We start from the raw sequence: 25,586 nt of genomic DNA on the forward strand, positions 1-25,586 counted from the left end.
TAAAAAAGGGCTGCGAAAAAACTCAATCGAGTTTTTTCACAGCCCCTTGTGTGTGTGAGTTGTTACTTTGTGCGTTTCTTACCGCAGACAGGACAGATATCCTGATCCGTAGGCTGTCCGCATCCCCAGCAGATCCAAGTGTCCCCTTCACTGGATGGTTGCTCCGCCAGCTTTTGTGTCGGCTTCATCTTGAAGTTTTTGGAAACAATCTCCACATTGCCGTCCTCGTCAAGAGTAGTCTTGATATCTGCGGCGGCGGGAGTTGTGTCCGATGAAATATTTTTCTTCTTTTTCCCAAATCCAAATCCCATTTTATAACCCCGATTCTATAACATATATAAAATATTCTAATGCAATATATACAATTAAGCAATAGAAATTTGGACGAAATTGCCTATACTGTTGTAAAATTTGATGAAAAGCACCTATTGCCATGCGCCATCAAATGTGATCACCTGACCATTCAGGTATTCTCCACACTCGGCAATGTGCACAATGAAATCTGCCGCTTCAGAAGGTATGGCCATTCTTCCTGCAGGTATTTCATCCTCCAGCATCTGGCGTTCCTCCGGTGACAGATGACCGTTCATGGAGGTGTCAATTGCGCCAAATGCTATGGCGTTGACAGTTATACCGCTTGGAGCAAGCTCTTTTCCAAGAGCCTTTGAGAAGGAATTTACAGCACCCTTGGAGGCTGAATATGCGACCTCACACGACGCACCGACATTTCCCCACACGGATGAGATATTGATTATGTGTCCTTTGTGGTGCTGGATCATGTGAGGAACCACGAGTCGGCAGCTATTGAAAACCGAGTACACATTTGACTTCATGGTTCTGTCAAAATCCTGTGCGGTCATATCGTTTATAAGCCCCACATAAGATATGCCGGCATTGTTGATGAGGAGATCGATGTCGCTGCCGAGATGATCTATGGTATTTTGTATAAACTTCTCCATAAATTCCATATCCCCGGCGTCTCCGGTCTCACAGTAACAGATGCAGCCTTTTGCCATAAGTTCGTCTCTCAGAGAGAGAAGCTCTTCTTTGTGTTTGAATGAAGTGATAGATATGCTGTTATATTTGCTTGAAAGCGCCAGTGCTGTCGCTCTTCCGATGCCTGTCGAGGCGCCAATTATTATCGCTGTTTTCAAATCTGTACCTCCGCTATTTGTGAACAAAAATTTAATTCTAGTATATCATGCGAATTAAATGTTGAAAATAAAAAAGCACTTTGGTATACTCTAGTTGTTTTTGTTAACAAATGAGAATATACATTTATATTGAGATGGAGGCTATATAATGGGTAAGAAAGTAATGAAATTATTCTTAGATACAATGCTCAGAGCAGCGGTTATCATACTTGCAGTGGCTATAGTTGTCATGCTCGTACTGCTTGCACGAACCGTCAGCAAGAGCAAGAAATCAGACGCATCGGACACGGGCAATAAGACAAGCATCGTGACTGAGGAGTCAGATCCGTCAGATCCTACATTTGGAGGTTCAGGCGATGCTGCAGACAGCTCAGACACATCAGCGGATGACAGCTCACAGGACGCTTCAACAGAGGATGCAAATGCAGGAAATGGCAAGGATGCAAAAGTAGTAGTGCTCAACGCATCAGGCGTGTCAGGTGTGGCAGCTACATGGCAGACAACACTCACAGCGGATGGATACACATCAGTAGATATAGGAACATATGACAACGGAGATCAGTCAACAACAGTTATCTACACATCAGATTCATATGATGTGAGCGGACTTGTAAGCCTTCTGGGTGGAGCGGCAACGGCTGACAGATCAGATATTGACTCATCTGTTGCTTCAGATGTTGACATTTCAGGTGCAGACATTGTCGTAGTAATAGGTGTGGACAACGCAGCCAACAACTAGATATAGAAGAATATGTAGAAAATATATAGAAAACTCTGCTGATATCGGAATAGAAAACGCCGATATCAGCAGAGTTTTTTTACTGTAGTACAAAATGTTACAGATTTTGCCGGCTGTTCTACATTTTTCTGGTTTGTCAAGTATATATATGAGTAAAAACAATAGGCAAAAGTAATAAAATATACCGAAAACGTGACGAAAAACCCTATTGACATAAATGGGTATGGTGAAGGTTTCACAAAAAAGGAAGTTTAAACCAAGGGAAAACGGTTCGAAAATCGTCAAAATGTTGCAAAATTTGTGCACGTATACAATTTAGACAAAAGTTTAAAAATTTTTTTGAGCAATAATCACATAGAATGAAAAATGCCAATGATGTAGAATAACAATAGTTTTTAGGGTGAACAAAAACAAGATTATATACACTACGGAGGTAATTTCAAATGGCAAGTTTATCACTTAAGAACATTTACAAGGTATATCCTAACGGATTCAACGCAGTTAAGGACTTCAACCTTGAGATCGAAGACAAGGAGTTCATCATCTTTGTTGGACCATCAGGATGTGGAAAGTCAACAACTCTTAGAATGATAGCAGGACTTGAGGATATCAGCTCAGGTGAGTTATGGATCGGCGACAAGCTCGTAAACGATGTAGAGCCAAAGGACAGAGATATTGCGATGGTATTCCAGAACTACGCTCTGTACCCACATATGTCAGTATATGATAACATGGCATTTGGACTTAAGTTAAGAAAGGTTCCAAAGGAGAAGATCGACAAGGCTGTACATGAGGCAGCTAAGATTCTTGATATCGAGCATCTTCTTGACAGAAAGCCAAAGGCTTTATCAGGTGGACAGAGACAGCGAGTTGCTATGGGACGTGCAATTGTCCGTGAGCCAAAGGTATTCCTTATGGACGAGCCTCTTTCAAACCTTGACGCTAAGCTTCGTGTACAGATGCGTGTTGAGATCTCAAAGCTTCATCAGAGACTCCAGACAACTATCATCTACGTAACACATGACCAGACAGAGGCTATGACACTTGGTACAAGAATCGTAGTTATGAAGGATGGTATCATCCAGCAGGTAGATACACCTCAGAACCTCTACGACAAGCCATGTAACCTGTTCGTTGCCGGATTCATGGGTATGCCACCTATGAACTTCATCGATTGTAAGGTTGTTAAGTCAGGTGCTGACGTTCTCCTTATGTTCGGTTCACATTCAATCAAGGTTCCAGACAGCAAGGCTGAGAGACTTATCGCACTTGATGCTATCGATAAGGAAGTTGTTCTTGGTATCCGTCCAGAGGATATTCATGATGAGCAGCTCTTCATCGAGTCATCACCAGAGAGCGTAATCGATGCAAGAATCAACATCTACGAGATGCTTGGTGCCGAGGTTTACTTATACTTCACAATCGACCAGTTCGATATCACAGCAAGAGTAAATGCTCGTACAACAGCTAGACCTGGCGACACAGTTCAGTTCGCATTTGACTTAAGCAAGATTCATATCTTCGATAAGGAGACAGAGGAGATCCTTGTTAACTAGTCTTAGATAACACATAGAACTTACAATTACACTCCAGATAACTGGAAACAGTAGTTTAATTCTTGAAAAATTGAGAAAATGCAGAAAATACATATAAAAAATCTGCATTTTCTCTTTTTTTTTCTACAATTTTGCTTTAAAATAAGAGTAATGGATTACGGGATAAAACGTATAATGAGTATAAGGAGTGAAAAGAATGATATCAAACCAGATTCTTCAGGATACAATAGACGGATTAAAAGGTATAACAAGAACTGACCTGTGCGTGTTGGACACAGAGGGAAAAGTGCTTGCGTCAACACTTAAGGATATAGATGACTGCGAGGATTCAGTTCGTGCATTTGTTGATTCACCGGCAGAGAGCCAGGTTGTAAGAGGTTATCAGTTCTTCAAGGTGTTTGACGATAACCAGTTAGAGCATATTCTCATGGCAAAGGGCGAGACCGATGATACATATATGGTCGGCAAGATTGCAGCATTTCAGATCCAGAACCTTCTGGTCGCATACAAGGAGAGATTTGACAAGGACAACTTTATCAAGAACCTTCTCTTAGACAATCTCCTTCTGGTTGATATCTACAACAGAGCAAAGAAGCTCCACATAGATACTGATGTGAGAAGAATCGTATTTATCATAGAGACAAAGAATGAGAAGGATACCAATGCACTTGAGACAGTACGTAATATCTTCTCAGCCAAGACAAAGGATTTCATCACTGCTGTGGACGAGAAGAACATCATTCTTGTCAAGGAAGTCAAGTCCAACGAGACATATGACGACATGAACAAGATTGCCAAGGTCATCGTTGACATGCTCAATACCGAGGCGATGTCATCTGTACATGTATCATTCGGAACAATTGTCAATGAGATAAAGGAAGTTTCACGTTCATACAAAGAGGCTAAGATGGCTCTGGATGTTGGAAAGATATTCTATGAGAACACAGATATCATAGCATACAGCAATCTTGGAATAGGACGACTTATTTACCAGCTTCCACTTCCTCTGTGCAAGATGTTCATCAGAGAGATATTTGACGGCAAGAGCCCTGATGAGTTTGACGAGGAGACTTTGTCAACTATCAACAAGTTCTTTGAGAACAGCCTGAACGTATCAGAGACATCAAGACAGTTGTACATCCACAGAAATACTCTGGTATACAGACTTGATAAGTTGCAGAAGAGCACAGGCCTTGATCTGAGAGTATTCGAGGATGCCATCACATTCAAGATCGCTCTTATGGTTGTAAAGTACATGAAGTACATGGAGTCACTGGATTATTAAAATGTCCGGTGGACAGTTATCTGGAATATAGATTGCATAGAAGCGGCAGCCTTACATATGGATATATGAAGACTGCCGCATCGTGTATTAATTTTAATTCACAAACTATACACAACAAAACAATCAATATGTAGTATAATGAAGCGAGGATGAAATGAATCAGAATCATCCGACTATGGACAAATGTAAGATAATGTACAGTTTATGCCGTAAAGAGGCAATATAGGAGACATGAGATGATAGAGTTAGAGAACGTGAGTATGACATACCCTGGGGGCAATCAGGCGCTCAAGAATGTGAACATCAATATAGAAAAAGGCGAGTTCGTATTTATAGTTGGAAGCAGTGGATCAGGCAAGACCACTCTGTTTAGGCTTCTGCTCAAGGAGCTCGATCCTACGGAGGGAAATATCACTGTTGCCGGATACGACTATGGCAAGATAAAGAGAAAAGATATACCGAAGGTCAGAAGAAGGATTGGAGTCGTATTCCAGAACTTCAGGCTTCTGAAGGACAGGACTATATACGAGAATGTTGCATTTGCACAGAGAGTTATCCAGACTCCGGCGAGATACATCAGAAGACGTGTTCCGGCCATGCTGACGCTGGTTGGACTTGCAGACAAGTACAAATCATATCCAAAAGAGCTCTCAGGTGGTGAGCAGCAGAGAGTTGCCATGGCGAGAGCACTGGTCAACAATCCTGACATCATACTGGCGGATGAGCCTACAGGAAATCTCGATCCTAAGAACTCATTGGATATCATGAACCTCCTTGAGGATATCAACAAGAGAGGAACCACAGTTGTCGTGGTAACCCACAACAAGGATATCGTCAATGAGATGAAGAAGAGAGTTATCACCCTGAAGAAGGGTGTAATTATCAGCGACGAGAAGGAAGGAGGATATATAGATGAAGATTAGTACATTTTTCTATATCCTCAGACAGGGCTTTGCAAATATAAGAAGAAATATTCTGTTCTCACTTGCATCACTTGGAACCATCATATCATGTCTGTTCCTCTTTGGAATCATATATGCGGTAGTTGTAAACTTTCAGTCCGGTATGCAGGAGCTTGAGAATACAGTTACAATATCAGTGTTCTTTGACGAGGATGTGTCGGACGACACGATACAGCTTATCGGATCACAGATAAGAACTCTGGATTATGTAAACACGATGGATTACGTGTCGGCGGATGACGCATGGAATAAATTTGTTGAGCAGAACTACGATGATCCACAGGCGGCAAAGAATGCATTTGGCGAGGACAATCCACTTAAGAATTCGGCCTCATATGAGGTTACGCTCAAGGATGTGGCCAGACAGCCGGAGTTCGTGGCATTTGCCCAGGGGCTTTCAGGAGTCAGAAAGGTCAAGAGCTCTGACGTGACTGCGGACAGCATCACGACACTGTCATCCCTTGTCGGATATGCATCCATAGGAATAGTTGTGATACTGATGCTGGTATCTATCTTCCTTATAAGCAACACTATCACCATAGGTATCACGGTGCGAAAGGAAGAGATAGGGATCATGAAGCTGATCGGTGCGACAAATGTATTTGTACGGGCGCCGTTCATCATAGAGGGCGTGATCATAGGTGCGGTCGGTTCGGCTATACCTCTGGTCCTTCTGTACTACATGTATGATAAGATACTGACATATGTTGCCGGAAGATTTAAGGTTGTCACAACGCTGTTTGCATTTGTGAGCCAGCATGACCTGTTCAAGACCATGATACCGGTTGGACTTGTGCTTGGTATCGGTGTTGGACTGGTAGGAAGTATCCTTACCACGAGGAAGCATTTGAGAGTATGATATAATGAGCATTGCGACGGATGCGCTTGCGCAAGACGTCATAATGCGAATGCCCTCATTGAGCCGGCAGGCGATATAATATAATGAAGCACGCTGATGCGTGCGCAGGTCATCGCGCTCACGCACGACGACATAAGATATACTAGTTAATTGTTAGATGGGGATAACAAGGAGTAGTAGATTATGAAAAAGAAAGTCAATGTAAAAGGGAATATCAGAAGGATGGCATTGCTTGTTGCGGGATGTGTAGTCATGGGGGGCATGGCTGCGTCTCAGACCGGGGGAAATATGGCATATGCCATGACGAAGGAAGAGGCTGAGCGTCAGAAGGATGATGCCAGTGAAAACGAGAAGAATGCCAAGGACGTTCTGGATTCTCTGGAGGAACAGCAGAACAAGATCGTTCAGGACGTTGCGGATCTGGATGCCAAGATGACATCCGTCCAGACTCAGATAACGAGCCTGCAGGAGCAGACAGACGAGCTCCAGACGGAGATAGACACAACTCAGAAAAGTCTGGATGAAGCTCAGAAGGCAGAGGATGAGCAGTATGAGGCGATGAAGCAGAGAATACAGTATCTGTATGAGGAGGGGGAGACGGAATATGTCGATGCCCTGCTCAAATCCATATCATTCAGCGATCTCCTGAACAAATCAGAGTATATAGACCAGATATCGGAATACGATCAGAGGCAGCTTGCAAAGCTGATCAAGACCAAGACAGATATAGCAAATTATGAGGCGCAGCTTGAATCTGACCTCAGACAGGTGGAGTCGGTCAAGACGGATCTGGAGAGTAACGAGGCTGAACTGCAGACCATTATAGATCAGAAGCAGGAAGAGATCACCAGATATGATGGTGATATAGAAGCCCAGAAGTCGTTGATGAACAAGTTCACTGTGGCCCGTGAGGAAGCCGAGAGACGTATCGCGGAGATATCCAGACAGGAGATGGGCAAGGCAAATGCAAATGGTACGGGTGCGTATACGAAAGATGGAAAGGTATACGACACCTCCAAATATAAGGGCAAATTCATGTGGCCGGTATCGACCGGAGGTGTTATCACGGATGAATTTGGTTACCGAGATGCTCCTACAGCGGGAGCAAGTACATATCATCAGGGACTTGATATAGGCTGTGATTATGGAACAGATATTGTTGCGGCGGAGGCCGGCACAGTCGTGATGTCCTGCTACAATGGCGGCGGTGGCAACATGGTCATGATCAGCCACGGCGGCGGAATATGTACGGTATATATGCACAACTCACAGCTATGTGTAAATGTTGGCGACAAGGTTGTGAAAGGTCAGGTCATAGCAAAGGCAGGAAGTACGGGTGTGTCGACAGGTCCGCATTGCCATTTTGGCGTGTCGATAGACGGAACGTATGTCAATCCGCATGACTTCCTTGGACAGTAGACCGGGCAGGGGATATGGAGAGATTCAGGTATTTGATGGCAATACAAGGTTAGGAGATAATGATATGAGGAAAATGTTGAAGAAGACAGTAGTGACAGCGGTGCTGGCAAGTACGGTGATCGGTCTGACGGGCTGCGGTACATCAGGTGTGTTCAGTGGCACACTCAGCGGCAAAACCGGCAGTTCCACCAAGATAACCTATGATGGCAATTTGTTGGATGCGGACGTACTTGACAAGACAGCGAAGATCGAGAGTATCATAGACAATTATTATTACAATGATATTGACGATGATACGATCAGGGAGGGCATATACAAGGGTATAATGGAATCCCTTGACGATCCGTATGCACAGTATTACACCAAGGAAGAGTATGCCAAGCTGCAGGAGGATGATTCGGGTGAGTATGCCGGAATCGGAGTTACGGTCAGCAAGGATGAGGATACGGGATATGTCCGTGCGGTAAATATCCTTGAGGGTGCACCGGCTGAGAAGGTGGATATACAGCCTGATGACATTATTGTACAGATAGATGATCACGAGATCACTACAGACGATGATCTTGACTACCTCGTATCACTCATAAGAGGCGATGCTGGAACTGATGTTACGCTGAAGATATACAGGGAGCGTGATAAGGCTTACCACGATGTCACCATCACCAGGGAGATCGTTGAGTACAGCACGGTATCATCATTTATGATAGACGACAAGATTGGATATGTGAGGATCACGCAGTTCATAGACAACACAGACGAGCTTTTCCAGAAGGCAGTTGAGGAGCTCAAGAATGAGGGCATGCAGGCACTGATGATCGATGTCAGAAGTGATCCGGGTGGAATGCTCACCACGGTCGTAAACATTTGCGACTATCTGCTCCCAGAAGGAACCATAGTGTCCATCAAGGACAAGACCGGCAAGGTTGTGGACGAGTATAAATCGACAGATGATGAATACCTCGATATGCCTATGGTAGTCCTGACAAATGAGTACAGTGCCAGTGCGTCAGAGATACTTACATCGGCACTCAAGGAATTCGGGGCTGCAACTGTTGTAGGAAAGAATACCTACGGTAAGGGAATCGTGCAGAGTGTTATACCACTTGGTGATGGCACAGCGATCAAGCTCACGACACAGAAGTATTTCACACACGATGACAACGATATCCACAAGAAGGGTGTTGCGCCTGACATTGAGGTGGATCTTCCAGATGATTATACCTATGAGGATTTCCAGGGCAAGAATGACAGCCAGTACCAGAAGGGTATTGAGGTTTTGAAGGAGAAGCTGAAGTAGGGATTAAGATAGAGATTGGTATAAATATAGTTATATAATAGATTTCAATATTGAGTGGGCAGGGCAGATGACGTTACTGCGTTATATAAATTTGTCAGTGAAGTATCTGTTCGAATGCTATCGTATATGTAAAATGCATAAATAATTAAAACAACATAATTTTTAGATAATATGCAGCACAAAAGTGCTGCATATTGTGTTATACTAGGAAATGTTCAGAAATCTGTTATAAGTAATAAAAGGCAACAAAGGAGATATACATGGATAAGGAACTGATTATCGTATTGGACTTTGGCGGACAGTACAACCAACTGATCGCCAGACGTGTAAGAGAGTGTAATGTATATGCCGAAGTACATCCGTACACATTGCCGCTGGAGAAGATCAAGGAGATGAATCCAAAGGGAATCATCTTCACAGGCGGACCAAACAGCGTATACAAAGACGATTCACCTAGCTGCAGCAAGGAGATATTCGAACTGGGTATTCCTATTCTCGGAATATGTTACGGTTCACAGCTCATGGCTCATCTGCTGGGCGGCAAGGTCAGCACGGCCCCTGTCAGCGAGTATGGAAGAACAGAGGTTGAGGTTGACAAGACATCCAAGCTGTTTGCAGATGTGAATGACAAGACCATCTGCTGGATGAGTCACACAGACTATATTGCAGAGGTACCAGAGGGCTTCAAGAAGACAGCTTACACTCCTGTATGCCCAGTGGCAGCCATGGAGAATGCTGAGAAGAAGCTGTATGCGACTCAGTTCCACCCAGAGGTTATGCACACCGAGGAAGGTATGAAGATGCTCAGAGCATTTGTCATGGATGTATGCCAGTGTGCAGGCGACTGGAAGATGGATTCATTTGTTAAAGATACAATAGAGAGTCTCCGTGCCAAGATAGGCGATGGCAAGGTGCTGTGCGCCCTGTCAGGTGGTGTGGACTCATCAGTAGCTGCGGTTCTCCTGTCCAAGGCGATAGGCAAGCAGCTCACATGTGTGTTCGTAGACCACGGTCTTCTCCGTAAGAACGAGGGCGACGAAGTTGAGGCGGTATTCGGACCAGATGGACCTTACGACCTGAACTTCATCAGAGTAAATGCGCAGGACAGATTCTACAGCAAGCTTGCCGGAGTAACCGAGCCTGAGGCAAAGAGAAAGATAATAGGCGAGGAATTCATCCGTGTATTCGAGGAGGAGGCCAAGAAGATCGGTGCCGTTGACTTCCTCGTACAGGGAACCATATATCCTGATGTCATCGAGTCAGGCCTTGACAAGTCAGCGGTCATCAAGTCCCACCACAACGTAGGCGGACTTCCTGACTATGTAGATTTCAAGGAGATCGTGGAGCCACTCCGTCTTCTATTCAAGGACGAGGTCCGCAAGGCCGGCCTTGAGCTTGGAATCCCAGAGTACCTGGTATTCCGTCAGCCATTCCCAGGCCCAGGCCTTGGAATAAGAATCATCGGAGAGGTCACAGCCGAGAAGGTCAAGATCGTTCAGGATGCCGACGCCATCTACCGCGAGGAGATCGCAAAGGCAGGCCTCGACAGAAGCCTCGGTCAGTACTTCGCAGCCCTGACCAACATGCGTTCAGTTGGCTGTATGGGAGATTTCAGAACCTACGATTACGCCGTAGCACTCCGTGCTGTAAATACAACAGACTTCATGACAGCAGATTGTTCAGAGATACCATTTGAGGTGCTTCAGAAGGTAATGAACAGGATTATCAATGAGGTTAAGGGTGTGAACAGGGTAATGTATGATTTGACTAGTAAGCCACCTGGAACGATTGAGTTTGAGTAATGAGAATGATAGTTGCGTGAGTAAAATGAAGAAAGACGTTATATCCGTATTATTTGAATAGAAGGGTATGATGTCTTTTTTCTTATCTTGTGAAAAAATAAATATACTGTGCAGGATAGTAATATATAGAGGAATGAAGCGAAGAGGAATGGAATTAAGAAAGGTCAAATGAATTATTTTACAAGGTATATGACACAAGGTATAATAAAATAACGGGATTATATTTCTAAAATCAAGAAAAATAAGATGAATAAAATTGAAAAAAGAAGAGATGGATGGTTGTTATGATCATATTAGAAAAGATATGTGCAGAACCAAGGTTAGATATATCTGATATAATAAAGTTGATTAGGTTATATAAAGTAAGCGAAAAGCACCACAACGATATGACCGTGTAATTGGGGAGAAAATGTTAAATAATGAGGTAGAAAACCATGAATGAAAATGGATTGAATTATATTGACCTATTTGCTGGTGCCGGTGGACTTTCCGAGGGATTTATACAAAGTGGTTATAGACCAGTTGCACATGTTGAGATGAATGGATATGCGGCAAAGACATTAGAGACGAGAATAGCATATTATTATTTGAAAGATAATGGCGAACTTAATAGCTATTATGATTATGAAAAAGGAAAAATAACTAGAACGCAACTTTTAGAGAAGATACCTGAGGAAGAGCTTAAGACAGTGATTAATAAAGAAATGTCAGAGTCCACAATCAAAGGAATTTTCAATACAATTGATGAGATTAAAAAGGAAAAAGGAATTGAAAATATTGATGTAATTATAGGTGGACCTCCTTGCCAAGCATATTCTTTGGTGGGAAGGGCGCAGAGCAGTCACATGGTAGTTCCGATGGAGGACGATCCAAGAAATGAATTATACAAGATGTATGTACAGTTCCTTAATAAGTATAAGCCTAGAATGTTTGTGTTTGAAAATGTAGCTGGTATAAAGAGCGCAAGAGGCGGCCAAGCATTTAAAAACCTTCAAATGTATATGAAACGTGTTGGTTATGAAATATGTTATGATGAGTTGAATGCGCATGATTTCGGAGTATTACAGAGTAGAAAACGTGTAATCATAGTAGGCTGGCTTAAGGGGACAGGCTATGATTATCCATCTTTTGAAGTGATTCATAGTAATGCAGAAGTGTGGGATTTGCTTAAGGATTTACCAGCTTTAAATCCTGGTGATGAGGCAAGAGAGCATACGATGAAAGACATGAGCAGGCTAAAAGATTATGTTAAGGAAAATAATATTCGTATTAAATCGGATGTATTAACAGGACATATAGCAAGGCCTCATACTGCGCAGGATATTGAAATCTATAAGAGAGCAATAGATATGTGGTTTGAAAACAAACGGCATGAACGTTTGAAATATGATGATTTACCAGAAGATTTGAAAACACATAAAAATAGAACTTCATTTGTAGATCGATTTAAAGTTGTTGAGGGCGATATGGATCATTGTCACACAATACTTGCTCATTTATCGAAAGATGGGCATTATTTCATTCATCCAGATATAGAACAACATAGGTCAATTACAGTCCGAGAAGCGGCAAGAATACAGTCATTTCCAGATAATTATTATTTTGAAGGACCGAGAACGGCACAATTTGTTCAGGTGGGAAATGCAGTTCCGCCAATGATGGCAAAGGTAATAGCAGATAAAATAAAAGAGCAATTAGAAAAATAAGATTGGAGATTTTGCAAATGGGTATTGTTGAAAGTACATATGCTGAATTAAAGCAACAAGAATTAAAAAATAATCCATATAGTTGTTTGCATATGGCTGATATTGACATCAATCCTCATCAGATTGAAGCATTCACATTTGCGCTATCTTCATTAGAGCTTGGAGGAGCAATTCTTGCAGATGAGGTAGGTCTTGGAAAAACTATTGAGGCTGGCTTGGTCATAAAGTATTTGCTATGCAGTGGAAAAGATAAAATACTACTTATTATGCCATCAAATCTGCGAAAGCAATGGCAAGTTGAATTAGAAGAGAAATTTGATATTGATTCATTAATTGTGGATAGTTCTAACTGGGAGGATTATCTCACGAAGGTAAAGAGTAAACAAGCAGTAATTATTGTTTCCTACCACTTTGCCTCAAAAAGAAAAGCGGAGTTTGGAAAGATAGCTTGGGATTTTTGTGTGTTTGATGAAGCACATCGGCTTAGAAATGTGTATAAGAATGGGTCAAAGATGGCTAACGCATTATATGAATTAACAAAGACAATTCCAAAGATTCTATTAACTGCGACTCCAATGCAGAATACTTTGCTGGATATTTATGGACTAGTTCAGTTTATTGATGATAGAGTTTTTTATAGTAAGCAGGTATTTTCCGAAAGATATTTACGAGGAGAAGATTACAATGATTTGAAGGTTTGTTTAGAGCCTGTTGTGCAAAGAACTTTACGAAAAGAAGTAGCTGAGTATATCCAATTTTCAGAGCGCAAAGAAATGACAATTGATTTTGAACTATCGCCAATGGAGATAGAACTTTATGTAATGATAAATAATTATCTGAAAAAGGAAATTTTGTATGCTTTGCCCAATTCACACAGAACACTTATTACATCTGTTATTAGAAAATTGCTTGCATCATCAAGTATGGCAGTTGCAGAAACCTTCAAGGTATTAAAAGGCAGACTTGAAACTTTGAAGGAAACAACTAGAACTGAATCAGCGGATGAAAGTATTGATTTTTTCCTTAGTTTTTTTGATGATGATGAAATTGAGACAGATGATGATAGTAAGCAGGATGAATTATACACAAGAGAAAAGGTAAATGAATTTATTCAGCATGAAATAGATGAGGTGACAGCCATTATTAATAAAGCTGAAAGTATAAAAAGAAATGCGAAGATGACAGCATTGAAACAGGCGGTGGAGACAGCTTTTGTATTTCAAGATGAAGCTGGCATAAAACAAAGAATAGTTGTGTTTACGGAATCTATTAGAACGCAACAATACATGTTTGAAGAATTATCTCATGCCGGATATGAAGGTCAGATACTTAAGTTTAATGGTAGTACAAATGATCCTGTTACTAAACAGATTTATAAGGCGTGGAAAGCTAGAAATTATGGAAAGTATGTGGGTAGTAGAAATGTTGAATTGAAGAATGCCATCGTAGAAGCATTTAGGGATGAATACAAGATTTTGCTTGTAACAGATTCTGGTTCGGAAGGATTGAATCTTCAGTTTTGTAATACGATTATAAACTATGACCTTCCTTGGAATCCGCAGAAGATAGAGCAGCGAATTGGTCGCTGTCATCGTTATGGACAAAAGAACGATGTTGTGGTTATTAATTTGCTTAATACTCAGAATGTAGCAGATAAGAGAGTATATGAAATCCTTTCTGAAAAGTTTGAGTTATTCCAAGGTGTGTTTGGTGCATCCGATAAAGCTATTGGATTATTAGAAAGTGGAGCAGATTTTGAAAAAAGAGTTACACTTATATATCAGGAATGTAAAACAACATCAGATTTTACAAAGCAATTTAAGGATTTGGAAAAGGAATTAGAAAAGAAACGAAACAAGAAAATGGATGAACTGAAATCCATATTTACATATAAGACAGAGGAACAACATAAGTCTCATTTTAATTTTATTATGAAAGAAATAGCGGAATACGATTCACAGTTTGAGTATTGGAATGGTAGAAGTAAAGAGAAAAATGGGACATGTCCAAAGTACTATGAAACTAATATAGACTTGGAAATTCCGGGAATTCAACACGGATATTTACTTATTGGTGGTTCTTATGTTGGTGAGATTCTTGAAGATGCAGTATTTGAAATTATTGATATAACAGGAAAAATATATGGTGCTTCAGATGTGTTGGCTAGAGAGCTTTGTGAAAAATTGAATGAGCAGTGCTTAGAAGAAGAGACTCCTAATAATCAAGAAATCCTTTTATATATTGATAAAGTGGATGAATTTATGCAACAGAAATATACAGAATCTAAAAGAACAGTTTTGATTGCTAATCAGAAAAAATTGGATAATTGGCTGCAATCAAGAAAAGAGGAATATTTGCTTACAGTTAAGGATACATCAGAATTAGACGAGCTTAGAGAAAAATATGCAATTGAAGGCGATTTTAGACAGAAGATTGCATTAAAAAAACAAATAGAAATTTTAGAAGAACAGAAACAAAAAATGGTACGGGCATTTCATGATGAAATGTCGACATTGGAAGAAGAGGCTGTAAATATGCAGAAGCAGTTTGCAGAAGATATATTGGTAAAAACACAACTGGTAACAAAGATAGTGATTAAGTTTTAGGAGGCTACCATGGAGAAAAAAGGTAAGTTAGAATTGACATGGGTTGGTAAATATGAGGAAGAGAAACTAGAACCGAGAATATTAATCGAAGATAAATCAAAATCATATGGTGAATCGAATACAGAAAACATGCTGATTCATGGGGATAATCTGTTAGCACTCAAAGCGTTAGAAATGAATTATAGAGGAAAGATAAGATGTATTTATATAGATCCACCATATAATACGGGAAGTGCGTTTGAGCAATATGATGATGCTGTAGAACATAGTTTATGGCTGAGTATTATGAAAAAAAGACTAATACAGTTATCAGAATTGCTATGTGAAGAAGGAACGATTTGGGTTTCATTAGATGATAATGAAGTACATTATTTTAAAGTAATGGCGGATGAAATATTCGGAAGAAAAAATTTCATTGCCGATGTTGCATGGGAAAAATCGGATAGTCCAAGAATGGATGCAAAATTGTTTTCTTCTAGATATGATCATACACTTGTATATGCTAAGAATATTGAATTAGTTAAGATAAACCCAGTTCCTTCTGGTGAAATACCAGAACATTATAATAAACAAACTGAAGATGGAAAAAGGTATTATTTGAAACCGCTTAGATATATGGGAACTGCTGATGGCAGAGCTGATAGACCAAATTTATACTTTCCTATAATTGCACCCAATGGAAAGAAGGTTTTCCCTAAAAGAGCAGATGGTTCAGATGGGAGATGGAGATGGTCTAAGGATAAAGTTGATAGTAATCCATACCTAATTGAATGGGTTGACGGAAAAAATGGGTGGACAGCATACTATAGAATATTTGCAGAAGAAGATGCAACTCGTCCACCTGAAACACTATGGTCATTTCAGTTTGCTGGAAGCAATAGAAATGCTAAAGCAGAAATAAAAGCATTATTTAATGATAATAAAGCTTTTGACACTCCAAAACCAGAAAAACTTATCGAGCAAGTAATTAATATTGCATCTGATGAGGGGGATATTGTTCTAGATTCATTTTTGGGATCTGGCACTACAGCAGCCGTTGCTCACAAGACAGGAAGAAAATGGATTGGGATAGAAATGGGAGAACATGCCTATTCATTGTGTAAAGTGAGAATGGACAAAGTAATAAAAGGAGAACAGGGAGGAATTTCCAAAGAGGTAGGTTGGCAAGGTGGCGGGGGATATAAATTCTACGAACTTGCAGAACCATTACTTGTAAAGAACAAAGTTCTTCCTGTTTATCAAATAAATCCATCTTATACATGGGATATGGTATGTGAAGCTATTTGTAAGATAGAAGGATTTACCTATGAACCATATGGGGAGTTTCAAGGGCATTCATCAGAGAATCGATTCATACATATCACAGAAGAATTTGTTAATACAAAGTATGTGATGTCGATAATGAAGAACTTAGGGGATAAGCAGAGTTTACTTATCTATTGTAAGAAAAATCAAGCTGACATGATTCTTCCAGAGAATGTGGAAGTGAAAAAAATACCAAAGGATTTATTGGATAAATGTAATTTTGAAAGTGAGGTGCAGGAATAATGAGTTCAGTAGATAAAATCAAATGGGCTATGAGCCTGCGTGATCCTCAGTATGAAGCGCTACAATACTTTGATGCAATCAGTTCCAAGATTGAGTATAGAACTAGTTCAAAAGCCGAAGCAGAGAAAATAGCATCAGAGAATTGCCAAGCTCCACATACAATATCTGTAGATAAGGAATTTGATTTTCCATCATTCTGCTTTGATATGACAACCGGTATTGGTAAGTCCCGTTTAATGGGTGCATGTATTTATTATTTATACAAAACAAAAGGGTACAAACATTTCTTTATTTTGGCACCAGGAAATACGATTTACGACAAGATGCGTCGAGAGGCGGTCCCGGGACATCCAAAATACATGTTTAAGGGACTTGAAGCAGAGATGGGAAGACCAAAAGTTTATGATGGGGAAAATTATTTATCATACCCGGTAAGATATATCCAAGAGGAAATGGTGGTAGAAAAAACATCTGATATTCAGATATTTATCTTTAATATTTCAAAGATTTTTACTAGGGGAGATATTGAATTTAAATTTCACAAGTTTAATGAAAATTTGGGTGGCTCTTTTGCGGATGTGTTACGTTCGTTTGATGACTTGGTTATTTGTATGGATGAAGCGCATCGTTACTATGCCCCAGCATCAAAGAAAGCGATTAATTATCTTAATCCAGTGTTGGGATTAGAATATACTGCTACACCTAAAAGTACAAATAAGAATATTATTTATCACTACGGATTAGAGGATGGAGCTGGGAAGTTTTTGAAGATTCCGGTTGTTATGGGAAGAACAAATACAGCAGGATATTCAGATGATGATATAGAGGAAATGAAGTTGAAAGATGGAATCAAGCTTCATGAGAGAAGAAAGTCCATCGTATATAAATATTGTATAGACAATCAGTTAGAACAGGTAAAGCCGATTGTTTTGATAGCTTGTAAAGATACAACACATGCTAGAAAAATAAAAGAAAAAATAGATTCAGATGCTTTTTTTGGAGGTCGTTATGTTGGTAAGGTTATTGAAATTGACTCTAGCACAAGTGGTGCAGAGACAGAAGAAAACATTCAGAAATTACTAACCATTGAGAAAAATACCAATCCAATTGAGATTGTGCTGCATGTATATAAGCTGAAAGAAGGTTGGGATGTAAATAATCTGTTTACGATTATCCCACTTAATGCTGCAAAGAGTGATATATTGGCACTTCAAACTATTGGTAGAGGATTGAGGCTTCCTTTTGGTGAGATAACGGGTATTGAGGAATTAGATACCTTGGATATTGTTGCTCACGATCATTATCGAGAGATTGTGGATGATATCAAGAATAACCCTGTATTTAAGAAGAGAAATCTTGATGAGGAAGATATACCGAACACAAAAACAGTTATGGTAGAGCCAGCAGTTGAGAACCAGCAGATTTCATTATTTGATGAAGCGTTATGCGAAAGTAAAGTGAAATCATACCAAGATTTGAATAATGAAAATGTGGTGGAGAATCTGTTTGCTGAGTATCAGAAAGCATTTGTAAAGAAAATAGCACCCAAGAAGTCCGAAAGTGATAGTGGACAGATGTCTATTTTTGATTATTTTGCTAACGATGATGAAAAAGAAACAAATGATGGCACAGCATCAGATCACAAAATGACACAGACGGGCATGCGCACTGATGCAGTTGATACATCATTTACTGTACATCAGGGGGATGCTTCATTACAGATTGATTTACAGAAGTCATCTGGCAGTAAGAATGTATTGCCATATGCAAAACAAGAGTTTATCAAGAAAGTTGAAGAGTTAAAGAAAGTTGCTATCTCTGTTCCAAAGATTGGAATTAGCTATAGTTCAACAATTACATTTAAGTCTTTTACTGTTAAACGAAATATTATGGATTTTGATGTTGCGGCATCGAGAATCGAGAGATATGACGCTGTAAATGGTAAGTTGCTGCAAGTGCTGGATGCAGATGCACTTATTGTAGAAAATCCTGAGAATATGCTTGCAGTTTCTTTATTGGAGAGTATTCCGGAGTTTAGTTCTGATGATGCAGAATTTATTCTTGAGGTGGTTGATCAGTATCTCGCATTAATCGAAGGTACGGATGAAGAAAAAAAGAAGATTGTCCGTAGATATGCATCTGTTATAGTAGAGGACTTAAGAAAACAGATATATGCGTCAAAGGAAGAAAGCACTGAGTTTGTATTTAACGTTCAGAAAGATCTTATTGTATTCAAATCATTTGCGAAGAATATGAAGGAAAATGGACGATTGAATTTTAAGAAGGAAGTGCCAGATAAGAAAAATATTAAGCAATATTTGTTTGAAGGATATAAGAAATCATACTATGCAGAGAATGCATTTGATAGTGATGATGAGAGAAGGTTGTCTGTGGTATTAGAAGAGGATTCAGAAGTTATTAGATTTATAAAGCCACCTTTGAATCAGTTAGGACTATTTTATAAGGCGGCAAAACAATATAATCCTGATTTCTTAGTAGAGACGGCTGACAAGAAATATATGATTGAAGTGAAGGCTGCAAATCAAACAGATAATGAAGATGTACAGGAAAAAGCAAAGGCTGCAATTAAGTGGTGCGAATGTGCATCGCAGGTGGATGCGGACGGAAAGACTTGGGAGTACCGCCTAGTGCCAGGGGATAAGATTATAGTAGGTAATACATTCAAATATGTAATTGGTATGGCAATTCCTGTTGTAGTAGACGGAGAATAAAAGGAGGTTGTAGATGGCTGATATAAAGGATTTTAAACATGCTATTGTTCGACAGAAGATTTTAGATGCAGTACGAAAAGACTTAATAGGACCAACATCAGATTGTGAACAATTGAATGAAGTACCAACGAGTAGTTATATTACGGGATTATTATATCCTGCTGATACAGATGTAACGGAAGATGAAAATTACAATGATGTAGAGTTTACAGAAAAGAATTTCGATGCTGATGGAGAAACTTTGGAGGCAGGAATTTTTGAAGAAGAGGAACCAGAGGATAGAGTAAAAGGTGGTTTTCAGAAGCCGTCTTCTATAGGTGTGTCTTTCTATGTCTCTGATAATGTTCAAAAGGTTAATGCCTATATTAATTGGGGAAAGTATTATGCAGAACAGGTGCAGGGTGAAGTAATAGATGAAACCTTAGAAGAAGATGCAGAGAATAAGAAAAAGAAGAAACATACCATATATATTCGTGAGCAGATGAATGATGTTGTGGAAATCGATTTTAATGAGATGGGGCGTTCGAAGCAGATTTCACTTGAGTCTAATGGAAACGTCTATATTTATGTTATGAAGATGCAGTTAGACAATGGATACAAGATGGTATCGGTTTATTTGCATAATAATGATAAGTCAGATGGCGATGAAAAAGAATATGCAAAGGTAATGTTCCAAGTGGAGATGCTCATAGCAGATGATTTGATGAGTCCTGTTTTTGTACCAGAATATCTCTGTAGAAAAGTTGAATTAGAGGATGAATATTATTATAAAGGCAGACCAGTTTATGCAAGAGGAAGAGGTTGTGCTGCTACTTGGGAAAAGAAAGCAGAAGAGATAAATGCGACTGCTATAAAATCATCATTTATTCCAGATTATGAAATTCCAAGTGTAAGTGCACAGATAGATGATATGCCGGAGCATGCCTTTTCGATGCTTCAGATGGGCTCACCAAAGAGAAAGTCAGAAGTTATTCAGAATCTTCGTACATTGACAGAAATGTATGGAAGTTGGATTACAGATGCATTGACAAACGACGAAGCTATGCATGATGATAAATTTAAGGCAACAGGTCAGACTATTATTGATAAATGCAATGATGCAAATCGTAGGATGAATGCTGGAATTGATTTGATTGAAAACAATGATAAGGTATATCAAGCGTTTGTATTTATGAATCAAGCAATGTATTTACAGAGAAGTATTACAGCTTTTTCAAAAGATTATGGTAATGGCATTCCTTGCAGCTTAAGAGATTATATGACTGATATGCCAGAAAAAGGAAGAAAGAAAGATCACAGTGAGTGGAGACCATTCCAGATTGCATTTGTTCTTTTGAATTTGTATGGGATTATGGATGGTGAGTCTCCGGAACGAAATATTGTTGATTTATTATACTTCCCTACTGGTGGTGGTAAGACAGAGGCATATTTAGGGCTGATTGCTTTTACTATAGCATATAGGAGACTGACAGCTTCAGATGAAACTGATTATGAGAAAGATGGTGGAGTAACAGTATTTTTAAGGTACACGCTTCGTTTACTTACAACTCAGCAGAGAGACAGACTGATGCGTCTTATTGTTGCAATGGAACAATTGCGTGAGAAGAATGAAAAATTATATGGTAAGGAAAAAATTTCAATTGGATTCTGGGTTGGAGGTAATGTTACCCCAAATAAATTTAGCGAATACAGTGATTCTGATCAATTTAAGAAGAAAGAATTTATAAGGAAGCTTACAAAGCAGATTATTAAATGCCCTTATTGTGGTAAGGAAATCACACGGGATGAATATGACATCAATGAAAAGGGAAAGTATGTTAAAATTCATTGTGCAGATAAGAATTGTATGTTTTCGTTAAAAACAGGAAGAACCATACCGGTTTATCTTGTTGATGAGGAAATTTATGCAAAGTGTCCTACTGTGATTATTTCTACTGTAGATAAATTTGCGAGACTTCCATGGTCTGAACGAGTTGGTTTGCTATTTGGCAGAACAGATAGATATTGTAGTAGATGTGGACATATTGCTATTGGAGAAAAGCATGCAGGAAGACATAATGCAGATGTCGCAGCGGGATTGGAAAGGGCTGAAACGGTTGCATGTAAACCATTCTATCCTCCTGAGCTAATTATACAGGATGAGCTTCATTTAATTACTGGTCCTCTTGGAACGATTTATGGTGGATATGAAACTGTTGTAGAAGAGATGTGTTGTATTGAGAAGAATGGAAAGAAGATTCGACCTAAGTATATTGTTTCAACAGCAACTATTAGAAATGCTGGGGAACAGATTAAGTTCCTTTATGGGAGAAATGAATTTGCACAATTTCCGCCAAGTGGCTTTGATACAAGAGATTCATTTTTTATTAAGGAAGTACCGCTTCCAACTGAAAATTTAGTTGATGCTTCAGAAGAAAAAATCAGTAGAATGATTAGTGATGGAAAAAAGCCATTTCGTCAATATGCTGGTATATGTGCGAGCGGACAATCTGTAAAAACAACTCTTATTCGTTTGTATTCGATTATTTTGCAAACAGCACTAGATATAGCAAAGGAACCGGAATATGAGGATTATATTGATCCATATTACACATTGATTGGGTACTTTAATAGTATTCGAGAATTGGGTGGTGCAGTGCGCCTTCTTGACGACGATATAGCAAGCCGTATTCGTGTTGTAAAGAATAAATATAATAGCTTAGAACAGAGGTATCTCAGTTTTGAGGGAAAGAAGGAAATTACATCCCGCATACCTTCATGGGATATTGCGCAGGTTCTTGAAAAGTTAGCAATTTCTTATGATAAAAACAAGGAGAAGCAAGGCTGTTATGATGTTGTTATTGCAACTAATATGATAGCGGTAGGTATGGATGTTGACCGTTTAGGACTTATGTCAGTTGTAGGTCAGCCAAAGCAGAACTCTGAATATATTCAGGCAACAAGCCGTGTGGGTCGACAGCATCCTGGAATTATTTTTACTGTTTATAATCCTTACAGACCAAGGGATTTGTCTAATTATGAGAATTTTGTTGGTTTCCACTCACAGATGTATAGATATGTAGAAGGAACTACAACAACGCCATTTGCGGCTAGAGCTAGAGACAGAGTATTACATGCATTGGTAGTTTCTTTACTAAGATTACAGGTAGAGACGATGGCTGATAATGGTGGAGCATCAAACATTAATGATATTTCTGATGAACAAATCAAAGATATAAAAGACAAAATTCTTGAACGAGTTAAGATAACTGCACCATCGTCTTATGTAGATACAGAGAAAGAAATGGATGAGTTTATCAATACTTGGAAGAACATTGCAAAAGACGAAAAGCTATATTATTTTGTTCCAGCAGTAGCTGATGATAAGAAGAGGCTGCTTACATACTATGGCGAATATTATGGAGACAAAGAAAAACCAACACTAAATTCTATGCGTGATGTTGAGCAATCATCAACAGTTTTTTATTGGGAGGGTGTCTGATGAATTTTTATAAAAAATTGGGCGAGATTCGTCCGAATCAGTTAATAACTACATATGGACCAGGCTCGATAATGGATGCTGTAAATGATTCATTGACAGTTTTAGATATAGAGTACTGGGATACTAACAATATTGGTAAAGAAATTAGAGATGCAAGATTGGCTAGTTATATGAATGTTCGACGATTCTTTATGCCAAAGACAGGTGGAAAAGAGGATATTCCAGTTGTGTCATTTCCATACTACCATGTGTGTTCAAAGGGAACATGTAAATTCTTATTTGATATGAGAGATTACTTTGATATGGACCAGTACAAAAAGAATCAAGGTGAAGTGAAATGCCCTAAGTGTGGATTCCCAGCATACCCTTCGAGATTTATAACAGTATGCGAAGATGGGCATATGGACGATTTCCCTTGGAGATGGTGGGTACATCATGGAGAAACAAGTTGTAAAGAAGATATGTACCTAAAATCAATGGGCAATACTTCATCACTTGCAGAACTCCGTGTTGAGTGTAATTGCGGTGCAAGGAGAGTTATGTCTGGAGCAATGCAGAAGGAAAAATTTGCTGGTCTATGCTGTTCAGGAAACCATCCGCATAGACCAGGAGCAAAGGCGAAAATTTGTAAGAAGAGTGTAATACCTAGCCAGCGTGGTGCATCTAATGTGTATTTTACAGTCACAAGAAATGCAATATCAATTCCACCTTGGACAAATCCTATTAATGATATCATGGGTACACAAAGAGCAACTATTGAAACATTGGTAGAGGCTATGGGAGAAGAGGCAGGTCTTTCATTTGCTTATCAGAAGTATTTTGGAGATAAATATTCTTATGAAGACTTTAAAGCGGCCTATGATAGATTAAGCCAAAATATCAAAGAGTTTACTGAACTTAAAGAAATGGAGTATGCAGCTATTACGCATCATGAGGATGTCGAGTATCAACATGATGTTAAGTACTTCAAAGCAGAAGAAGTTGCTTTGAGTGAAAGTTTAAAAGAGTATATTTCTAGGATTATTAAAATACATAGATTACGTGAAGTACGAGTTTTGACAGGTTTTACAAGATTGGAGGCACCAGAACCAGAAGTGGATGAGCAGTCACATATCGTAAAATTGAAGTGCTCTTCGGGAGAAAAATGGCTTCCGGCAGTCGAAATCAATGGTGAAGGTGTATTTATTGAATTAAATAAGGAAAAAATAAACCAGTGGATGCAGATAGAGACTGTGAAATCTCGTTCTGATAAATATGAGGAATGTTATGCAGCATATTGTCAGAAAAAAGGATGGGAGAATTTTAAACCAAGAAATGCAGAGTATGTGTTGTTACATACACTTTCACATATGTTGATTAAGGAAATGTCTATGCAGTCAGGATATTCATCATCTGCATTACATGAACGCATTTATAGTAGTGAAAATATGTGTGGAATTTTAATTTACACAGGTGCGGCGGATAAGGAAGGTTCACTAGGTGGACTTGTTGAACTTGGCGGAATGAATAAGTTTTTGCCGCTTTTAAAAGGGGCACTGGAGAATGGTTTAACATGTACAACAGACCCAGAATGCTTTATGAAGAATCCGACGAGTGAGAGATTAAATGGGGCTGCCTGTCATTCTTGTACTATGATATCAGAAACTGCATGTGAAAATGGTAACCGCCTACTTGATAGAGCATTAGTTGTACCGGTACCGGAGCATGAGGAAATGGGATATTTCAGAGAATTGGTGAGAGATTTATGTGGAATACAAGTGTAAAAATCGAATATATCGCAGGTCTGATTGTAGATGCACTTGAAAATTATTCTGTTAATGGAGAGAATGCACAGTTTCGTCTTGTGATTGAAGAACTTAGAAATCATTTTACTAATTGTTCTGAACAAGAGATAACAGATATAATCAGCCTTTGTATGAAGATGTATTCGTCAAAGAAAATTGAACACGCAGAACTTGTTCTTACTGCACCAGATTCATTCCGTGTGAAAACATTAAGAACCAAAGATACAATGCGTAATATGATAGAGAATACGGAAAAGAGTCTTACTATAACTGGTTATTCAATCTCAGATTATTTTGCCGAAATGCTCGATATTATTATTAAAAAAAGCCAGCAAGGAGTATATGTTCGTATATATGTAAATGATATAGAAAAGCAGAAAGAAGTACTTGACAGGCTGATGTCATATCGTTCGAGATTCTTACAGATATATGAATATCAAAAGCAAGAAGATGACAAGATGGCAGCATTGCATGCGAAACTTATTGTATCAGATGTAAAGAGGTCACTAGTGTCATCGGCGAATCTTTCATATCACGGAATGCAAGGAAATATTGAAATGGGATTCTTGATTGAATCCCATGATAAGGCAAAACAGATAGAGGAAGTTATGAAAAAAATGGTAAGGATGAAAGTATTCTCAAAATTAAGAGAGTAG

At 39.2% G+C, this 25,586-nt stretch carries 17 protein-coding genes; 15 read left to right on the forward strand and 2 right to left on the reverse strand.

Annotated features, from left to right (window positions below):
• Positions 1 to 62 precede the first annotated feature (62 nt).
• Positions 63 to 311, reverse strand: coding sequence for a hypothetical protein (locus tag ABUA34_RS00115; RefSeq protein WP_015533997.1), 249 nt, complete (start codon positions 309 to 311; stop codon positions 63 to 65).
• A gap of 114 nt (positions 312 to 425) precedes the next feature.
• Positions 426 to 1,154 (reverse strand): SDR family NAD(P)-dependent oxidoreductase, encoded by a 729-nt coding sequence (locus ABUA34_RS00120; protein ID WP_022216899.1) that lies wholly within the window; start codon positions 1,152 to 1,154, stop codon positions 426 to 428.
• 148 nt (positions 1,155 to 1,302) lie between these two features.
• Here ABUA34_RS00120 and ABUA34_RS00125 point away from each other — a divergent pair, with 148 nt between their 5' ends.
• The 15 genes from ABUA34_RS00125 (at position 1,303) to ABUA34_RS00195 (ending at position 25,586) form a co-directional block, all read left to right on the forward strand.
• Positions 1,303 to 1,893, forward strand: a complete 591-nt coding sequence (locus ABUA34_RS00125; protein ID WP_015533996.1) for a LytR C-terminal domain-containing protein — start codon at positions 1,303 to 1,305, stop codon at positions 1,891 to 1,893.
• 443 nt (positions 1,894 to 2,336) lie between these two features.
• The gene (locus ABUA34_RS00130; protein ID WP_004851294.1) at positions 2,337 to 3,449 is read left to right on the forward strand and encodes an ABC transporter ATP-binding protein; all 1,113 of its coding nucleotides are present in this window, start codon (positions 2,337 to 2,339) and stop codon (positions 3,447 to 3,449) included.
• 196 nt (positions 3,450 to 3,645) lie between these two features.
• Positions 3,646 to 4,734, forward strand: a complete 1,089-nt coding sequence (locus ABUA34_RS00135; RefSeq protein ID WP_055224350.1) for a PucR family transcriptional regulator — start codon at positions 3,646 to 3,648, stop codon at positions 4,732 to 4,734.
• 236 nt (positions 4,735 to 4,970) lie between these two features.
• Entirely contained in the window at positions 4,971 to 5,657 is a 687-nt protein-coding gene (ftsE, locus tag ABUA34_RS00140) for a cell division ATP-binding protein FtsE (protein WP_022216898.1), read from the forward strand.
• On the forward strand, positions 5,647 to 6,555 hold the full coding sequence (gene ftsX, locus ABUA34_RS00145; protein WP_015533994.1) for a permease-like cell division protein FtsX: 909 nt from the start codon (positions 5,647 to 5,649) through the stop codon (positions 6,553 to 6,555). The genes ftsE and ftsX overlap by 11 nt, the downstream gene beginning before the upstream one ends.
• Positions 6,556 to 6,738: 183 nt before the next feature.
• Positions 6,739 to 7,974, forward strand: a complete 1,236-nt coding sequence (locus ABUA34_RS00150) for a murein hydrolase activator EnvC family protein (protein WP_161172255.1) — start codon at positions 6,739 to 6,741, stop codon at positions 7,972 to 7,974.
• 64 nt (positions 7,975 to 8,038) lie between these two features.
• Complete coding sequence (locus ABUA34_RS00155; RefSeq protein ID WP_055147201.1) at positions 8,039 to 9,271, forward strand: S41 family peptidase; 1,233 nt, start codon at positions 8,039 to 8,041, stop codon at positions 9,269 to 9,271.
• Between the two features lie 260 nt (positions 9,272 to 9,531).
• On the forward strand, positions 9,532 to 11,073 hold the full coding sequence (gene guaA, locus ABUA34_RS00160; RefSeq protein WP_055147204.1) for a glutamine-hydrolyzing GMP synthase: 1,542 nt from the start codon (positions 9,532 to 9,534) through the stop codon (positions 11,071 to 11,073).
• Positions 11,074 to 11,507: 434 nt separating this feature from the next.
• Positions 11,508 to 12,779 carry a DNA cytosine methyltransferase gene (locus tag ABUA34_RS00165; protein WP_349822641.1) on the forward strand — a complete coding sequence of 424 codons (1,272 nt, stop codon included), beginning with the start codon at positions 11,508 to 11,510 and terminating at the stop codon, positions 12,777 to 12,779.
• 17 nt (positions 12,780 to 12,796) lie between these two features.
• Positions 12,797 to 15,385 carry a DISARM system SNF2-like helicase DrmD gene (drmD, locus tag ABUA34_RS00170; protein WP_349822642.1) on the forward strand — a complete coding sequence of 863 codons (2,589 nt, stop codon included), beginning with the start codon at positions 12,797 to 12,799 and terminating at the stop codon, positions 15,383 to 15,385.
• A gap of 9 nt (positions 15,386 to 15,394) precedes the next feature.
• Positions 15,395 to 16,933: a site-specific DNA-methyltransferase gene (locus ABUA34_RS00175; RefSeq protein ID WP_349822643.1), complete on the forward strand. Its 1,539-nt coding sequence runs from the start codon at positions 15,395 to 15,397 to the stop codon at positions 16,931 to 16,933.
• Positions 16,933 to 19,665 (forward strand): DEAD/DEAH box helicase family protein, encoded by a 2,733-nt coding sequence (locus ABUA34_RS00180; RefSeq protein ID WP_349822644.1) that lies wholly within the window; start codon positions 16,933 to 16,935, stop codon positions 19,663 to 19,665. Before ABUA34_RS00175 ends, ABUA34_RS00180 begins: the two co-directional genes overlap by 1 nt.
• A gap of 13 nt (positions 19,666 to 19,678) precedes the next feature.
• Positions 19,679 to 23,146: a DISARM system helicase DrmA gene (drmA, locus tag ABUA34_RS00185; RefSeq protein WP_349822645.1), complete on the forward strand. Its 3,468-nt coding sequence runs from the start codon at positions 19,679 to 19,681 to the stop codon at positions 23,144 to 23,146.
• Positions 23,146 to 24,909 carry a DrmB family protein gene (drmB, locus tag ABUA34_RS00190; protein ID WP_349822646.1) on the forward strand — a complete coding sequence of 588 codons (1,764 nt, stop codon included), beginning with the start codon at positions 23,146 to 23,148 and terminating at the stop codon, positions 24,907 to 24,909. The genes drmA and drmB overlap by 1 nt, the downstream gene beginning before the upstream one ends.
• Positions 24,891 to 25,586 (forward strand): phospholipase D-like domain-containing protein, encoded by a 696-nt coding sequence (locus ABUA34_RS00195; protein ID WP_349822647.1) that lies wholly within the window; start codon positions 24,891 to 24,893, stop codon positions 25,584 to 25,586. Before drmB ends, ABUA34_RS00195 begins: the two co-directional genes overlap by 19 nt.

This window comes from Coprococcus sp. RTP21428st1_C9_RTP21428_210409 (assembly GCF_040227395.1).
Lineage (GTDB): Bacteria > Bacillota > Clostridia > Lachnospirales > Lachnospiraceae > Coprococcus > Coprococcus aceti.

Bases quoted from the DNA above. Each gene is read 5' to 3' on its own strand.
- ABUA34_RS00115 (WP_015533997.1), bottom strand. From the start codon at position 311: ATGGGATTTGGATTTGGGAAAAAGAAGAAAAATATTTCATCGGACACA.
- ABUA34_RS00125 (WP_015533996.1), top strand. From the start codon at position 1,303: ATGGGTAAGAAAGTAATGAAATTATTCTTAGATACAATGCTCAGAGCA.
- ABUA34_RS00130 (WP_004851294.1), top strand. From the start codon at position 2,337: ATGGCAAGTTTATCACTTAAGAACATTTACAAGGTATATCCTAACGGA.
- ABUA34_RS00135 (WP_055224350.1), top strand. From the start codon at position 3,646: ATGATATCAAACCAGATTCTTCAGGATACAATAGACGGATTAAAAGGT.
- ftsE (WP_022216898.1), top strand. From the start codon at position 4,971: ATGATAGAGTTAGAGAACGTGAGTATGACATACCCTGGGGGCAATCAG.
- ftsX (WP_015533994.1), top strand. From the start codon at position 5,647: ATGAAGATTAGTACATTTTTCTATATCCTCAGACAGGGCTTTGCAAAT.
- ABUA34_RS00150 (WP_161172255.1), top strand. From the start codon at position 6,739: ATGAAAAAGAAAGTCAATGTAAAAGGGAATATCAGAAGGATGGCATTG.
- ABUA34_RS00155 (WP_055147201.1), top strand. From the start codon at position 8,039: ATGAGGAAAATGTTGAAGAAGACAGTAGTGACAGCGGTGCTGGCAAGT.
- guaA (WP_055147204.1), top strand. From the start codon at position 9,532: ATGGATAAGGAACTGATTATCGTATTGGACTTTGGCGGACAGTACAAC.
- ABUA34_RS00165 (WP_349822641.1), top strand. From the start codon at position 11,508: ATGAATGAAAATGGATTGAATTATATTGACCTATTTGCTGGTGCCGGT.
- drmD (WP_349822642.1), top strand. From the start codon at position 12,797: ATGGGTATTGTTGAAAGTACATATGCTGAATTAAAGCAACAAGAATTA.
- ABUA34_RS00175 (WP_349822643.1), top strand. From the start codon at position 15,395: ATGGAGAAAAAAGGTAAGTTAGAATTGACATGGGTTGGTAAATATGAG.
- ABUA34_RS00180 (WP_349822644.1), top strand. From the start codon at position 16,933: ATGAGTTCAGTAGATAAAATCAAATGGGCTATGAGCCTGCGTGATCCT.
- drmA (WP_349822645.1), top strand. From the start codon at position 19,679: ATGGCTGATATAAAGGATTTTAAACATGCTATTGTTCGACAGAAGATT.
- drmB (WP_349822646.1), top strand. From the start codon at position 23,146: ATGAATTTTTATAAAAAATTGGGCGAGATTCGTCCGAATCAGTTAATA.
- ABUA34_RS00195 (WP_349822647.1), top strand. From the start codon at position 24,891: ATGTGGAATACAAGTGTAAAAATCGAATATATCGCAGGTCTGATTGTA.